Genomic DNA, 12,531 nt, shown 5'->3' on the forward strand with positions numbered 1-12,531 from the left:
AATTTACACCTAGATTATTTAACTTATATTGATAATATCCACACACCCATATGACATTTGGGTTATTCATAAACAAAAATTAATATTATTTAATAATTCCCTCTGCTTACAGGGGGCTTTTTTTTGCCCTTTCGGCTTCAATTTCCCGTATTGCTTGCTCTAAGTGCTGAACCTGCTCATATAAGTGATACGCTATTTCAGCCCAGCAAAAACCGCTTCTTTTAATGATTTGCTCAAATGACTGACTGCTACCATATTTACGTTCATAAGCCTTGTATACTTCTCTGGCTATTTCGATATCAATCTCTTTTAGGGGAGTTTGTTGCACTGGGACTTTCATGTCGTTCAGCCTCTATTTTTCGTATAGCCTTAAATCGTGCATTACCGCCATCAATCGTTGATATCAAAGGGTCTATCCATAAAGCAGCTTGGCAATACGTTATCTTGCTGGAGGTAATGGTACTATCATCGGCTCGGTTAGCGCCTCCGGTATCGGTGTGCATTGCGCTGGAACGTAAACCTTTTGCGTAGTTGTACAACCTGTCACCAATATAGTCAGGAATATACAAATCACAGGTAGGCTCTTTTTGGAGTATCTTTCGATACTCGATAACTCTATTTTCTGAATTCGCATCAGTAGTAATTCCATAACGATAGGCTGTGGTGGATATTTGATTGAAGCGGTTGAATTCAAATGATTGCTTGGCTATGGCTTCGGATTGCTTGGCATTATCACTTTCCAATTGAACATTATCTTTTTTCAGTGAAATATAATCATCCTTTAAGTTGCCGTAATCATGTATTACCCAACCAAGCCAAGCAATGAGGATCAAGCAAGCACTCCCTAATACTTTGGTTAGCGTATTCATGCCGGATATGACTTATGTGACAGCTGGAAATGAGGGCCATCTTTAAAATTTTTCCAATTACCACCCCATTCAACATCGATACCAAACTCTTTACCCGCTTGCAGCATGGCATCAGCAACCAATTTAAACTTAGACCAATCATTCCATGGTATTTCACGATTAACCAATGGGGCGCAATCAACTGCATGACCGGTTAAATGTCGGCTATTCATCGTTTGGCTTTTGCCACTTGCGACCAATTGACGCTGCCGAGCTTCGTTACGCTTACCTTCAATCACCATGAAGTCAATGCCAGTTAACTCAATAGCACGGCGCGTTACTTTCACTAAATCAGGGTTAACGCCTTTAAGATTGTTTTCGCTTCGCTGACTGAATTTGAAGTTGCTCATTTCTTCACCATAAAAGTAAAAGGCCGCTTTATCTGCAACCAGATTGATTTGAGTCGTGCGATTAATTTACTGATAACAATGACCGTCATAATGTTGCCACCCGATGCAAAGATAACCAGGAACAAAATTAAATCGGTATACACATCCGATGGGGCTGATATTCTCAATCCCGTTAATGTCTCGTAGATTTGATAAACCATACCGATTAACAAAGCGGTTCCAACGAGGGCGTCTCTTATTCTCGGGTATCGACATAAAAATAAAATAACCGCTGACGAAGACATCAAGGTAATATCTGCCGCGTCCCAAAAATAAAGGTCTATCCACGCGATAGCTTCACTGTAGAACCTAAAGAAGATATCCATTAGCTACCCCCTTTTCGCCAATCTTTAATGGCTTGTACGATACCGCTAAAGTTTTTGTCTATGGATGCAGCGATACGGCTAAACAACTTTCTGAGGTTGTCTTTATTTGCCGCCAGCACTAGCACGGGTATTAATAAAGCAGATATCACAATCGCTGTTATTTTTGAGCTAATATCCCATCCCCATACTTGAGCAATAAACTCAGATGCCTCTTTAGCAATGAGGATCCCCGCACCAAGTGCGAGAATAAAATGCAGTATCTTTCGCCGGTTATTATCTTTAGATGCAATGACGGAAGCAGACGCGCCAATAATAGCTCCCAGCACGACACCATAATCGGCACCAATAAGGAACCCACCCATAGCACCGCCGCCAGCAGCACCTAGGGTTATCCCTAATGATGTGCTCATAAATTATTTATTCTCTTAACAGTTAATGAGAAGGCGTTTTACCTCTGCAGATAACCCGAACCGTATCACCCGTTACCGTAGTAACGTAAGCATGATCAGTTCGCTTGATATCAAACGCAGGGACACCTTCTTTCGTTGTGTATTCCAATCGAGCAGCAATATCAGGGTTATCAACTACTGGATAAAACTCCAGTCTAAACATATTTCCCAAATAATGTGACTCTTCAACTTTGCGACCGTCACGTTCTGTCATTAATTTAAGTGCATACATAGTTACGTTCCTTATTTTAGACAATAAAAAAGGCCACCGAAGTGACCTTTAGTTAATTCACACTTGATAGCTTAAGATGTATGACATTCCTTGCTGCACCAATAACACCCATTTGCCGGAATATACCCTAAGCTTCTCGCCATCTGAACTGCTGCTGCACAAGTATAAAAATTACCAAGAGGCTTTCTATTCAAGATTGCAGGCATATGATTACACCCTTCTCTATGAACTTCGTAATCACCTTGTGCATCTTTAGATGTGTGAACATAGTAATTCATGCATATCTCCTATTGTTGCGTACGCAAGGAGATAATACATGGGATAGATAAATAATACTTAAGCCAAATTCACAGTTTTACAAAACGACCACCAGCAACGTCATTGCAGTAATTAAACATGTTGATAGTGATTTGCGGTGGCTATATACGAAAAAGGCCGCACTAGGCGACCTCTTATATTTGATTGTTTGCTACATTATAGAATTATTTACAGTCCATTATATTCTTAGCGGCATTTCCCACTTCGGTATCTGTCATACATGCAGAGCAAATAATAACAGTGTTTGTAGTCATGCTTTTAACTTTCTGTAACGCACCATATTCACCAAAATAGTAACCTACATAAGTAGTGCTACCATACTGAGTAAGTTGAGGGCATGTTTTTTTGTGCAGTATGACCACTCCATCGCGACCACTTTTCGTTAAATAATAATCCATAATGCCCCTGCCGTATTTTTTATACATTGTTTTAACCTAGCAAATAGACCGTCTCGTATCAACGCATAGATCTAAAGCAGAGAAAATAATAAAAAAATAAATAAGTAATCAGCCTTGGCATTCACTACAATGAAAAGGTAACTCCCAGCTTTGCGGGTGGATTTCAAGAGCGGCAGGCCTACCACTTGAAGTTACCTTGTCATTATAGAAAAGACACACTCTCGCAGTGCCCTCGCTCATGCCCTTGAGTTCGTCACCCCAGTTCGTCTCTACTCCCCGTTGGATCTAACCAGTGCATAATTGGCGGTCATGCTTCGTCACCGGTGCTTCTTTGCTTATTAACCCTAACCAGATGCAAAGCTGGCTCTCTACTTGGAGACTCGGGAGTTGGTTATTACCCAACTATTGCTACCTTTCGGCTACACGGTCTGTCCGCTTTATAACTTCATGTTGCTTATTTCCTCTTTCGTTTGTTCAAACCGTTCAGTTTCCAACTCAACACCAATAACACGACGATTAAGTCTTAATGCTGCTTTAATTGTTGCGCCTGAACCCATAAAGAAATCCGCCACCACATCCCCCTCGCGGCTACTACTATTGATAATGTGTTCCATCATCGCTGAAGGCTTTTCACATGGATGTTTGCCGGGGTAATATTGCACAGATGAATAATTCCAAACATCTGTATAAGGAATATCAACGGTCACAGTAAAAGGACGACGTAACAATTGATATTGTTCAGCCAGTTCATGATATTCACGCCTTAATGTGGCTTGCTCCATCGCCAGTTCAGCGTGTTCACGATCTAACGTGTTTTTACTTAATTTTTCCTCAGCAACACGCTTGAATAAATCCTGAAGCTTCAAATAATCCGTTTCGCTTGGTAGCTGCCACTGGCTATAACTAAACCAATGTGAGGCCATTTGCTTACCTGTTGCCTTGTGGATCTCTTTTGCTGTTATCCCTAACGAATCACGGGCTTGCTTGAAATATTCAATTAATGGCTTAAGAACATTTTCTTTGAGTTCACGGCATTGTTGCAGATATTCACTGCTTTTCCCCTTGTAAGGGCTTTGGTAATGCCCTGCAAATATGATGCGCTCTGTGCTTGGAAAGAAACTACGCAGATCAGCTTTACACGCTCTTCGCCATGGCCCTGACGGTTTAGCCCAAATGATGTGATTAAGTACATCGAATCGCTCACGAACTAATATTTCCGTATCAGCAGCCAGCTTTGAGCCACAAAACATATATAAGCTACCGTTTGGCTTTAGAACGCGCCAAAATTCAGCAAGCATTTCATCAAGCCATGATAGGTAAGCCGTGACATTTTCCCACTGATTGTCCCAACTACACGCTTTTACTTGAAAGTATGGCGGGTCAGTTGCGATTAAATCAATACAGTTGTCTGGAAGTGTTTTTATATAGCTGAGTGAGTCATCATTGACTAAAGTCACACTGTTTAAATTTACAGTATTTTTCATAGATCAGGGAAACCTTTTTTGATAAACTTCACCATGCTTTGTGCACATAAGCGGTGGGCTTTAGTTTGTCCGTGATCTAGCGGAACGGGCGAATGACTGTAAGAGTGCTACCAACACTTTTACAGTCGCCCATTTTCACAGTTTTAGATGTTTTGATATGTTCTTTCTTTGACGTTCTCTTTGATAAGCCCAGCCATTGAAAGCTGTGTCAGTATTAACTGACAACAAGAATTTGTGAGTTCAGTAAATTGCGAAACTTCACCAACTGTTGCAGGTTCATCTGTAACTGCATTAAAAACAAGCCTTGCCTCTTCTGTCATACCATTATGTTTTAACATGATATTTTATACCTTTGGTCGCTTATTGGTCGTGAATACACATGTAACTCTGAACAAAGGTAACAGCAAGCTTTACTTGATTTTAAAAACAAAAAACCCAGCGCATTGGCTGGGTTAGTTCGTCACTGTTACTAAAACGGCAACTTATACTTAAATGATGGATCATTGGATCAAAGATGTCAACATGTTCTTGCTATTATTTTTCATTTTCCACTCATTATCGCGGTTTTTAAACGCATCATAGAGATGTGGATAAATTAAATACTCAGCATAACTAATAATTTCTTTTGCTTCGCGCCTACAAGTGGACATCGATGGTTGCCTATATTCAACCGTTCTATTCCTACGGACCATTTGCCTTGGTTTCGCTATGCCATAATAATAACGAGCAATAGCGCGATCAGAGCTACCAAAGGCATAACGTAACAATAAGAGGGTAAATGCTATTCGGTCTATGTGATAAATTTTATCGACAACTTTAGTGATCAACATGCCATCGTCATCACTACACATTTCTCGCTCAGGATAGTCACGCCGTTCAACCGTTGCCATAAACTCAGCAATAATACTGCTTTGTCTTTTCTCTAACCGTCCGCTATAAACCCAAGCTCCAAACTTAGATAACCAATTTTGAAGCCATGCTTCGCGCTCTTTGTCTAATACCAAGCCATCAGAAATACTTTTTATACTCGACATGCGCGCAACTCCATCACTTCTTTTTTGGTTTGTTCCAATAATTCAATTTCGGTACCGTGAATTTCTTGCCATGATTTAGGGGCTGCATGAAAGCCTGTTTCATAACCAGCGCGGTGATGAGGTGGGCACAAAGGCAGTACATCTTTATGGCTGGCTCGTTGCGCCATACCTTGCCCTGCTCGTGTATGATGAATTTCCGCCAGTGATGGTCCATACCCCATATTGCGACAACAGACACAGCCGAGATCGGCTACATCTGATAGCCATTGCTTCTCTTCTTTTGTCTTTGATTTTTTGGTCATTGGTCTTGCCTCTTAGGTAAAATCTAATAGTTGGCCAGCTGCATTTTCAGCGGCTTGTTGCGTAGGAAATTTACGGTATAAAATGAAGTTCCAAAGCACATCGAGCGTGGCTTTGTAGAGCTCACCAAAAGTTAGGTCATCCATTTTGGCAAAGCTGATTGATTTAGCGACACGGCGTAGACTGCCGTCAGGCATTTCAAAAGTTTCATAATGGCCAGATTGCTCAACCACCCAATAACGAAAAGCATCAAAAGATTTGGTCGCTGAAATGTTACGGGCGCGTTTCTGTGCTATCTCATCGAGATAAACGTCTGCTGCTGATTGAAGGGCGTCATCATTATCAGTGTAATAGGAGAGGAATTTAACATAACCACGAACCAGCTCTTTTTCTTCAGGCGAAATTGTGCCGCCGGTTGGTTCCCAGTATTCATACCCTAGATTGAGTAGTGCGAAGTATTTACGGTGGAATCGTGGATTACGTGCTTTCTTGAAATCGCCATAAAGCACATCACCACATTTGATTTTTGAATGCAAAAAATCTCTCGCAGCGGGGTTAGCCGGTACAAGAGTATCATTAGACATTTTGATAAAGCCATGCTGTGCCATACTTTTTCTCTCAGTAGACACAGAAAGTGTTAAGATTGGGTGTTCAGTCCACCTCTAATATAGCATGTTTATACTAATTGAAAAACCATGTATCATAAGCCAAATTTATATCTTTATACTCTACTTAAGGAATAAATAGAGATGACAATGAGAAAAACAATAAAAGTAAATAAGTTATTATTAGATATTAACAATCCTAGATTCCCTGATTCGGCCGATAATCAAAGAGATGCAATTTCTAAAATGTTAGAAATTCAATCAGATAAAATTATTAAGTTAGCAAAAGATATTGCATCAAAAGGTTTAGATCCATCCGAAAATATTCTTGTCCACGAGAGCGAAGATGAAGCTGGATTTTATATTGTTGATGAAGGAAATCGTAGGGTTACAGCCCTAAAGCTACTGTTATCACCAGAGCTAACGTCGAATGAAAAGATAAGAAAAATTTTTGAGAAAATACAGCCTACGCTAAATACCATTATAGATAGTGTAGAAAATTGTATTGTATTTGAAGATGACTCTTACGCCCATTGGGTGAATATGAAACATACTGGTCAAAATAATGGTGTTGGTAGAGTTGAATGGACATCACCAGAAAAGGCTCGACATATGGCGAGAAATGGGAAATTATCTTTCGGGCATCAATTGTTTGAGAATATTCAATATAATTATGATGCAAAAAATATAGATGAATTTAAAAAGCATGTAAGAATCACAAACATTAGCCGTTTATTTGATGATCCCGATGTTAGAAGAAGTATGAATATTCAAGTTAATGACGGTTATTTATACTGCTATCAAGCTCATTCTAGATTCTTAGAACAACTTAGTAAAATTTTAGATGCAATGACTGAAAAAGATGATAAAGGAAAAACTTTATTCACAGTCAATCGTATTCGAAGTAAAACTGATAGAACTCACTTTATTATTGAGATAGGTGTTTCTGCTAGTACATCTTTATTATCTAAACCTTGGAAGATCATCGATGGGATAAATAAGGATGATTCAAATAAAGTAGAAGAAAATAATGCTGATCTGCCAGAACCAGAAAAACCATCTCCGACATCTTTTTCTCCAAAACCAATGACTGATGGCTCTGATGTCATATCTGATACAGATGGATTATCAGACAATCCCATGAATGTTGATTCAACCTCAGACATTGAGGATTTAAAATTCACTAGACCCCCAACATCAAATAGAAACTATGTAATTCCTGCCAATATCCGCTTGAATTTTAAATCGCACAAGAAGTGCTCAAGAATATTCACTGAGTTGAAAAAAAATCTTAGATTTGATGAGGCTACAATATCTATTTCAATAATGCTTAGAATATTTATTGATTTATCTGTAACTGTCTTCGCTGAAGAAAATAATCTTTCTGACGAATTTAAGAAAACTCACAAAGGGAGAGAGCCCGGATTACATGATAAAGTAGTAATTTGCACTGAATTCTTACACAAAAATAAAAAATTATTGGGCTATGAATCCAAAGCTATTATGGCAGCTTCAAGTCAAATAACTAAATCAGCTGGCTCTCTGCAACAATACGTTCACAATCCCAGTTTTTTGCCAACAAAAGAGGCTGTCAATACTGAATGGGATAATTTTCAACGACTATTAGAAGAAATCTGGAAATAACCCCCTCAAAATCAACAAGGTGAGAAAATAGACATCTTGTTGATTTTACTATACAATTATACGGGTCATTAACTTTATAAAATGGATGGTTTAAATGTTCTATACTCCGCTACGTTATCCTGGGGGAAAAGGTAAACTATCTTATTATATCAAATCATTAATTGATGAAAATTCACTCAATGATGGCGTTTATATTGAACCATATGCTGGTGGAGCAGGGGTTGCTTTAGAGCTTCTTTTGCAAGAATATGTTAGACATGTTCACATAAATGATATTGATATTGCTATATATAGTTTTTGGGATTCTATTCTTAATAATACCGAAAATTTCAGTAGACTTGTCCATGATACAATAATTAATATTGAAAATTGGGAAAAACAAAAAGATATTTTATTGAACTCTGGTAACCATTCAACCTTAGAGATTGGTTTTGCTACATTTTTTTTGAATAGAACAAATCGTTCAGGAATATTAAAAGCTGGCGTGATAGGTGGAAAGACACAGTCAGGAAAATGGAAATTGGATGTTAGGTTTAATAAAAATGAACTACTAAAAAGAATCGAAAAAATAGCTAATTATTCAGCTAGGATTCATATATATAATCTAGATACTATAGCTTTATTAAAATCTTTACCTATACAATCACCTGAAAAAACATTACTTTACCTTGATCCTCCATACTATGTTAAAGGCCAAGGGTTATACCGTAATTTTTATGATCATGACGACCATGTAGCAGTAATGAACGCATTAGATGATACCAATTTCCCATACTGGATTGTATCTTATGACAATCATGATGAAATAAAAAACATTTATAATAAATTCAGAGTTAAAGAATACAATTTACAATATACAGCTCATGAGAAAAAGACTGGGGGAGAAGTAATGATATTCTCTAATAATATAAATATTCCCAAAATACATCTCGGAAAATAAAATATATAATAAGCAGAATGCAATTCATTACCTGCTTATTATATTAGTATGTTAAATAGTTAACTTCAATTCATGCCAGCCTAATGTATTCCAACATTCAAAACTACCATTGAGACAACATTCAGCTACCGGTAGTTGTTCATTACATTTTTTACAGCGTTTTTTATTTAGTTCTGTAATTAATGATATAACTGAACGGTCATCAATTCTAATCAACATTGAGAGGTATTCAGCTATCTCATACGGCTCTCTCCCTGGTCTACGTAATGCGCAATTTCTTTGGAGCATTTCTAATTCCTGCTCATCAAGAAACAACTCTATTTTAGTGAGCCCTGATTGCTTTTGTCGTTTACGTTGTTCTGCTTTACGTTCTGCCGATGATTTAGCCATTGAATAAAACTCCTATTGCAGTAACAACTACACACCAGATCACAATAAATACTAAGTAAGGTTTTATCATTGGTCTTGCCTCTCTAAAATGAGCTACTCATATACCGTTTTATTTCAGCTCCAATCCATGCACCAACTGGAACAGAAACGCCATTACCAATCTGACGATAAGCATCAGTTTGACTAACTGGGAATTCAAACCAATCAGGAACGCCTTGCAATCTCGCGTATTCACGCACTGTGTATGGACGAACTCCCATAGGAAATGTTTTATCAGCGATCAGGCGTGTGCTTTTATCTTTTGCATAGTGAGCAACGCAAGTTGGAGCAAGATCACCACTAACGGGATTGCTGACTATGGGTAAATCTCTATATTCACCATTCATCCTTGAATACACTGAGCGCGGAATGTTTATATCAGGTTCAATTTCTAGAATATCCACTAACTTAATTGGTTTATGGTTTTCAGGTGAGCGAGGTATAAAGCTTCTTTTTGTGCCAATGATTATTAATCTACTACGTTTTTGGGGTAGCCAAGTTTCTGACTTAATAGGGCAGAATACATTAACGTAATAATCAGGCATTTTCTGCATAGCTTCCATCACAACAGGGAATGCACGCATCCCCGGAACGTTCTCAACCACATAAAATTCAGGTCTAGCAATCGCTAAATGACGTAGTGCATGTAGAAATAACTCATCACCAGTACGAATTCCGTGGATATCAGCGATAGTGCTGTATTTAGTGCACGGATAAGTGAATATCATTCCATCACATGAATCTTGTTCCAAAACCAACTCTTGAGCTATATCGCATTCTTTAACATGATCACCTAAATTGTGGCGATATGTTTTACATGCTGATTTATCCAGTTCAAAAGCTTGCCCAATATGAATGCCTGATTGAATCAACCCAATATCCATTAAGCCTGCACCTGAGAAATATGAATTTACCGTTACTGTACTCATACCTTCATCACCCCACGCCAGTGATTCAATCTATCTCTAAAAAATTCCTGATGTACTGCAGGTGCTTTTCCAATTTCCACCAGCACTCGCTCTCTGTATATTTTTCGATTTTTCAGTTTCCGAATGAGACGGCTAGCTAATAAATCAAGTTGCTCCAGTTCGCGATATTCTTCTGGCCATAAAGCACGATTATGAGGCAGTCCATCTGGTAAATAATTACCTGACATAGCTACCTCGGCTTTTGTGGTTTCAGTTCTGGCTGATGTGGCGCTTTTGTTCTAGCTCTCGCAGCTATATGCAAGCGATCGATATGACATGGCGAATGGTCCAATCCATCATCAGGTAATATAGGTGGGTTATCACGCACGAGTGACTCGTGTGTAAGTGGGTCTTTAATTATCATTTTGGTCTGCCTCTAATTTATTGGTCGATGGCTTGGTCGAGCCTTGTTAACTACTTAAACTCTTTAACCTTTATCTTTTGGTGTGTTTTTAGCCCTAATTTCCTTTAACACTTCTTCCCCAATCAAGCGATACTTGCCATCTTTATCGATTAATTCTGATGGAGAAACACCTCTTTTAACTTGCCCAATTAACTGTTTTATTGGCGGTATTGGTTTCCCGTCCTGTAGTCGGTTGTAGTAATTTACGAGTTGTTTCTTTATAGATTCCTGAACTTCTTTATCTGATGAATTATATTGATTCATACGGCGTCTAGCTTCCGGCACAATCCAATACATAATGGGAGATTTCCACGGGAATGCTTCAACCGAAGGGTACCGCCATTCCATATTGCTATAGCGTTTCATTTCAGCCATAACCTCGCAAACCGAAGGAATTCCCATCACCTGCATCATGCCCTCTCGACACCATCCAATAAATTTCCCACAAGATGGCCAGAAATCAGATTCTTGTTGTCTAGCGATACTCATTCCTGCTTTCAGCTGCTCAACAGAGGTAATTCCATTTTCGATGAATGCAAGCACCCATTGCCGCTTAGTAGCCGAAATATCATCTTTATTTGAAAATACGGTATGCTTTGCGGCTGGGAAAATTTGCACCAAATTATCAAATAACATATCAACCAACTTTTCAGCGTGATCGTTAATACCTGTAGGTTTACTAGTGAGTGGGATCAAACTGGCTAATTTGTTGCTATCTCTGTTTTCAATAGCTGAAATTAAGCTTTTCATAGTGTGTTCTCCCATCCCTCAGCACTATTCCAGTGAGCTTGATTAGGCAAGCAATCTTCACTATGTGAGATATCTGCAAGTTTTAGCACAAGCTGATCCCACTGTTTCCTAAGCGAGCTGGGACTGAGAATGTTCTTACACCAAAATGGGTGTTTATTTGCCCTATCAAATAATCGACAGATTTGCCTATGCGTTCTGCCATCAATTGTGCGCATCAACCGAACATCATTAGCCCATAAAGCCCAGCAAGGTTCTTTCGGGGGCTCGACATCTTCGTCTGATTCGGAAGCATTTTCGTAAAGCTCTTTTACTCGCTTGGATATCCACTGCGCACATAGCAAATCATCAGCAGTCCCCCATTGCCGTTTCTTGGCACTGAATACAACAGCGTTTGGGTGGCGAGTCACAAATGAATTATCATTTGAGCTTTCGTCTGGTTGTGAAGCAACTGGACAAGAAGGGTTTTTACTATCTGTAGTATTCTCTGTAGTAATCTCTGTAGGATCGGATTGCGGATTTGTTTCACCGCCACTGTCGAATTTGTCTTGTGGCGGCTGTTCGTTTTGTTGTTCCGCGAAATCCCCATTGTGACTTTCCCCAGTTGCGCTTTGCGCATTTGGGAGATTATCAATAGGTTGTGACATTATTTGGTCAAGTTGGTCGCAATCTATACGATAGTATATTTTGTGTTCTAATCGTTTATCCGTCTCAATCAACACGCCCCGTTTAACCAAATGCTTTCTGGCTGTGAGTTGTTCGCGGTAACTTAATCCGGTTTCAGATGTAATGTCTTCGGCGGACTTATAAACCCCAAGCTCAGATTCAGTTTTATCTTGCCAATAAAATATCTGACTAAAAAATATCACCGCATTCACACTACCAAAGCGTTTAACTAAACCAGGGTAATAGGCCACTGGTCGCCCAAAATCTAGAAGTAGGTCTGATGGCCTCACG

Annotated in this window: 20 protein-coding genes; 2 read left to right on the plus strand and 18 right to left on the minus strand. The window is 39.0% G+C overall.

Annotation, left to right across the window (positions count from 1 at the left end):
• Positions 1-106 precede the first annotated feature (106 nt).
• From ACTH6U_RS16120 to ACTH6U_RS16175, 12 genes are all read right to left on the minus strand, one after another.
• On the minus strand, positions 107-340 hold the full coding sequence (locus ACTH6U_RS16120) for a hypothetical protein (protein ID WP_441832624.1): 234 nt from the start codon (positions 338-340) through the stop codon (positions 107-109).
• Positions 300-869, minus strand: a complete 570-nt coding sequence (locus ACTH6U_RS16125) for a hypothetical protein (protein WP_441832625.1) — start codon at positions 867-869, stop codon at positions 300-302. Before ACTH6U_RS16125 ends, ACTH6U_RS16120 begins: the two co-directional genes overlap by 41 nt.
• Positions 866-1,258, minus strand: a complete 393-nt coding sequence (locus ACTH6U_RS16130; RefSeq protein ID WP_441832626.1) for a M15 family metallopeptidase — start codon at positions 1,256-1,258, stop codon at positions 866-868. Before ACTH6U_RS16130 ends, ACTH6U_RS16125 begins: the two co-directional genes overlap by 4 nt.
• Positions 1,255-1,623 carry a hypothetical protein gene (locus tag ACTH6U_RS16135; protein WP_441832627.1) on the minus strand — a complete coding sequence of 123 codons (369 nt, stop codon included), beginning with the start codon at positions 1,621-1,623 and terminating at the stop codon, positions 1,255-1,257. Before ACTH6U_RS16135 ends, ACTH6U_RS16130 begins: the two co-directional genes overlap by 4 nt.
• Positions 1,623-2,033, minus strand: coding sequence for a putative holin (locus tag ACTH6U_RS16140; protein WP_441832628.1), 411 nt, complete (start codon positions 2,031-2,033; stop codon positions 1,623-1,625). The genes ACTH6U_RS16135 and ACTH6U_RS16140 overlap by 1 nt, the downstream gene beginning before the upstream one ends.
• Positions 2,034-2,055: 22 nt before the next feature.
• Complete coding sequence (locus tag ACTH6U_RS16145) at positions 2,056-2,304, minus strand: hypothetical protein (RefSeq protein ID WP_441832629.1); 249 nt, start codon at positions 2,302-2,304, stop codon at positions 2,056-2,058.
• Between the two features lie 482 nt (positions 2,305-2,786).
• The gene (locus ACTH6U_RS16150; protein WP_137021741.1) at positions 2,787-3,047 is read right to left on the minus strand and encodes a hypothetical protein; all 261 of its coding nucleotides are present in this window, start codon (positions 3,045-3,047) and stop codon (positions 2,787-2,789) included.
• A 410-nt stretch (positions 3,048-3,457) separates the two neighbouring features.
• Positions 3,458-4,504, minus strand: a complete 1,047-nt coding sequence (locus ACTH6U_RS16155; RefSeq protein ID WP_441832630.1) for a DNA-methyltransferase — start codon at positions 4,502-4,504, stop codon at positions 3,458-3,460.
• 143 nt (positions 4,505-4,647) lie between these two features.
• Positions 4,648-4,842 carry a TrmB family transcriptional regulator gene (locus ACTH6U_RS16160; protein ID WP_265495188.1) on the minus strand — a complete coding sequence of 65 codons (195 nt, stop codon included), beginning with the start codon at positions 4,840-4,842 and terminating at the stop codon, positions 4,648-4,650.
• 162 nt (positions 4,843-5,004) lie between these two features.
• Entirely contained in the window at positions 5,005-5,538 is a 534-nt protein-coding gene (locus tag ACTH6U_RS16165) for an antiterminator Q family protein (RefSeq protein WP_441832631.1), read from the minus strand.
• Positions 5,526-5,840, minus strand: a complete 315-nt coding sequence (locus tag ACTH6U_RS16170; protein ID WP_441832632.1) for a Ref family recombination enhancement nuclease — start codon at positions 5,838-5,840, stop codon at positions 5,526-5,528. The genes ACTH6U_RS16165 and ACTH6U_RS16170 overlap by 13 nt, the downstream gene beginning before the upstream one ends.
• Positions 5,841-5,852: 12 nt before the next feature.
• Positions 5,853-6,446, minus strand: coding sequence for a DUF1367 family protein (locus ACTH6U_RS16175; protein ID WP_441832633.1), 594 nt, complete (start codon positions 6,444-6,446; stop codon positions 5,853-5,855).
• A gap of 141 nt (positions 6,447-6,587) precedes the next feature.
• Here ACTH6U_RS16175 and ACTH6U_RS16180 point away from each other — a divergent pair, with 141 nt between their 5' ends.
• Positions 6,588-8,087 carry a hypothetical protein gene (locus ACTH6U_RS16180; RefSeq protein WP_441832634.1) on the plus strand — a complete coding sequence of 500 codons (1,500 nt, stop codon included), beginning with the start codon at positions 6,588-6,590 and terminating at the stop codon, positions 8,085-8,087.
• A gap of 94 nt (positions 8,088-8,181) precedes the next feature.
• Complete coding sequence (locus ACTH6U_RS16185; protein ID WP_441832635.1) at positions 8,182-9,027, plus strand: DNA adenine methylase; 846 nt, start codon at positions 8,182-8,184, stop codon at positions 9,025-9,027.
• A 51-nt stretch (positions 9,028-9,078) separates the two neighbouring features.
• On the opposite strand, the gene ACTH6U_RS16190 is transcribed toward ACTH6U_RS16185, so the two are convergent.
• The 6 genes from ACTH6U_RS16190 to ACTH6U_RS16215 all read right to left on the minus strand — a co-directional run bounded on the left by ACTH6U_RS16190 (position 9,079) and on the right by ACTH6U_RS16215 (position 12,530).
• Positions 9,079-9,417 (minus strand): hypothetical protein, encoded by a 339-nt coding sequence (locus ACTH6U_RS16190; RefSeq protein ID WP_441832636.1) that lies wholly within the window; start codon positions 9,415-9,417, stop codon positions 9,079-9,081.
• A gap of 83 nt (positions 9,418-9,500) precedes the next feature.
• Positions 9,501-10,385: a DNA cytosine methyltransferase gene (locus tag ACTH6U_RS16195; protein ID WP_441832637.1), complete on the minus strand. Its 885-nt coding sequence runs from the start codon at positions 10,383-10,385 to the stop codon at positions 9,501-9,503.
• Complete coding sequence (locus ACTH6U_RS16200; protein ID WP_441832638.1) at positions 10,382-10,612, minus strand: hypothetical protein; 231 nt, start codon at positions 10,610-10,612, stop codon at positions 10,382-10,384. Before ACTH6U_RS16200 ends, ACTH6U_RS16195 begins: the two co-directional genes overlap by 4 nt.
• 2 nt (positions 10,613-10,614) lie before the next feature.
• A complete protein-coding gene (locus ACTH6U_RS16205) occupies positions 10,615-10,788 on the minus strand; it encodes a palmdelphin (RefSeq protein WP_441832639.1) in 174 nt (57 codons plus the stop codon).
• 63 nt (positions 10,789-10,851) lie between these two features.
• Positions 10,852-11,577, minus strand: coding sequence for a replication protein P (locus ACTH6U_RS16210; protein ID WP_441832640.1), 726 nt, complete (start codon positions 11,575-11,577; stop codon positions 10,852-10,854).
• Positions 11,574-12,530, minus strand: a complete 957-nt coding sequence (locus ACTH6U_RS16215; RefSeq protein ID WP_441832641.1) for a hypothetical protein — start codon at positions 12,528-12,530, stop codon at positions 11,574-11,576. Before ACTH6U_RS16215 ends, ACTH6U_RS16210 begins: the two co-directional genes overlap by 4 nt.
• Position 12,531: the final 1 nt, after the last annotated feature.

Source organism: Providencia sp., assembly GCF_052096715.1.
Taxonomy (GTDB): domain Bacteria; phylum Pseudomonadota; class Gammaproteobacteria; order Enterobacterales; family Enterobacteriaceae; genus Providencia.

What these genes read in the sequence shown, in the direction of transcription:
- ACTH6U_RS16120 (WP_441832624.1), bottom strand. Translation starts at nt 340, where the DNA reads ATGAAAGTCCCAGTGCAACAAACTCCCCTAAAAGAGATTGATATCGAA.
- ACTH6U_RS16125 (WP_441832625.1), bottom strand. Translation starts at nt 869, where the DNA reads ATGAATACGCTAACCAAAGTATTAGGGAGTGCTTGCTTGATCCTCATT.
- ACTH6U_RS16130 (WP_441832626.1), bottom strand. Translation starts at nt 1,258, where the DNA reads ATGAGCAACTTCAAATTCAGTCAGCGAAGCGAAAACAATCTTAAAGGC.
- ACTH6U_RS16135 (WP_441832627.1), bottom strand. Translation starts at nt 1,623, where the DNA reads ATGGATATCTTCTTTAGGTTCTACAGTGAAGCTATCGCGTGGATAGAC.
- ACTH6U_RS16140 (WP_441832628.1), bottom strand. Translation starts at nt 2,033, where the DNA reads ATGAGCACATCATTAGGGATAACCCTAGGTGCTGCTGGCGGCGGTGCT.
- ACTH6U_RS16145 (WP_441832629.1), bottom strand. Translation starts at nt 2,304, where the DNA reads ATGTATGCACTTAAATTAATGACAGAACGTGACGGTCGCAAAGTTGAA.
- ACTH6U_RS16150 (WP_137021741.1), bottom strand. Translation starts at nt 3,047, where the DNA reads ATGTATAAAAAATACGGCAGGGGCATTATGGATTATTATTTAACGAAA.
- ACTH6U_RS16155 (WP_441832630.1), bottom strand. Translation starts at nt 4,504, where the DNA reads ATGAAAAATACTGTAAATTTAAACAGTGTGACTTTAGTCAATGATGAC.
- ACTH6U_RS16160 (WP_265495188.1), bottom strand. Translation starts at nt 4,842, where the DNA reads ATGTTAAAACATAATGGTATGACAGAAGAGGCAAGGCTTGTTTTTAAT.
- ACTH6U_RS16165 (WP_441832631.1), bottom strand. Translation starts at nt 5,538, where the DNA reads ATGTCGAGTATAAAAAGTATTTCTGATGGCTTGGTATTAGACAAAGAG.
- ACTH6U_RS16170 (WP_441832632.1), bottom strand. Translation starts at nt 5,840, where the DNA reads ATGACCAAAAAATCAAAGACAAAAGAAGAGAAGCAATGGCTATCAGAT.
- ACTH6U_RS16175 (WP_441832633.1), bottom strand. Translation starts at nt 6,446, where the DNA reads ATGGCACAGCATGGCTTTATCAAAATGTCTAATGATACTCTTGTACCG.
- ACTH6U_RS16180 (WP_441832634.1), top strand. Translation starts at nt 6,588, where the DNA reads ATGACAATGAGAAAAACAATAAAAGTAAATAAGTTATTATTAGATATT.
- ACTH6U_RS16185 (WP_441832635.1), top strand. Translation starts at nt 8,182, where the DNA reads ATGTTCTATACTCCGCTACGTTATCCTGGGGGAAAAGGTAAACTATCT.
- ACTH6U_RS16190 (WP_441832636.1), bottom strand. Translation starts at nt 9,417, where the DNA reads ATGGCTAAATCATCGGCAGAACGTAAAGCAGAACAACGTAAACGACAA.
- ACTH6U_RS16195 (WP_441832637.1), bottom strand. Translation starts at nt 10,385, where the DNA reads ATGAGTACAGTAACGGTAAATTCATATTTCTCAGGTGCAGGCTTAATG.
- ACTH6U_RS16200 (WP_441832638.1), bottom strand. Translation starts at nt 10,612, where the DNA reads ATGTCAGGTAATTATTTACCAGATGGACTGCCTCATAATCGTGCTTTA.
- ACTH6U_RS16205 (WP_441832639.1), bottom strand. Translation starts at nt 10,788, where the DNA reads ATGATAATTAAAGACCCACTTACACACGAGTCACTCGTGCGTGATAAC.
- ACTH6U_RS16210 (WP_441832640.1), bottom strand. Translation starts at nt 11,577, where the DNA reads ATGAAAAGCTTAATTTCAGCTATTGAAAACAGAGATAGCAACAAATTA.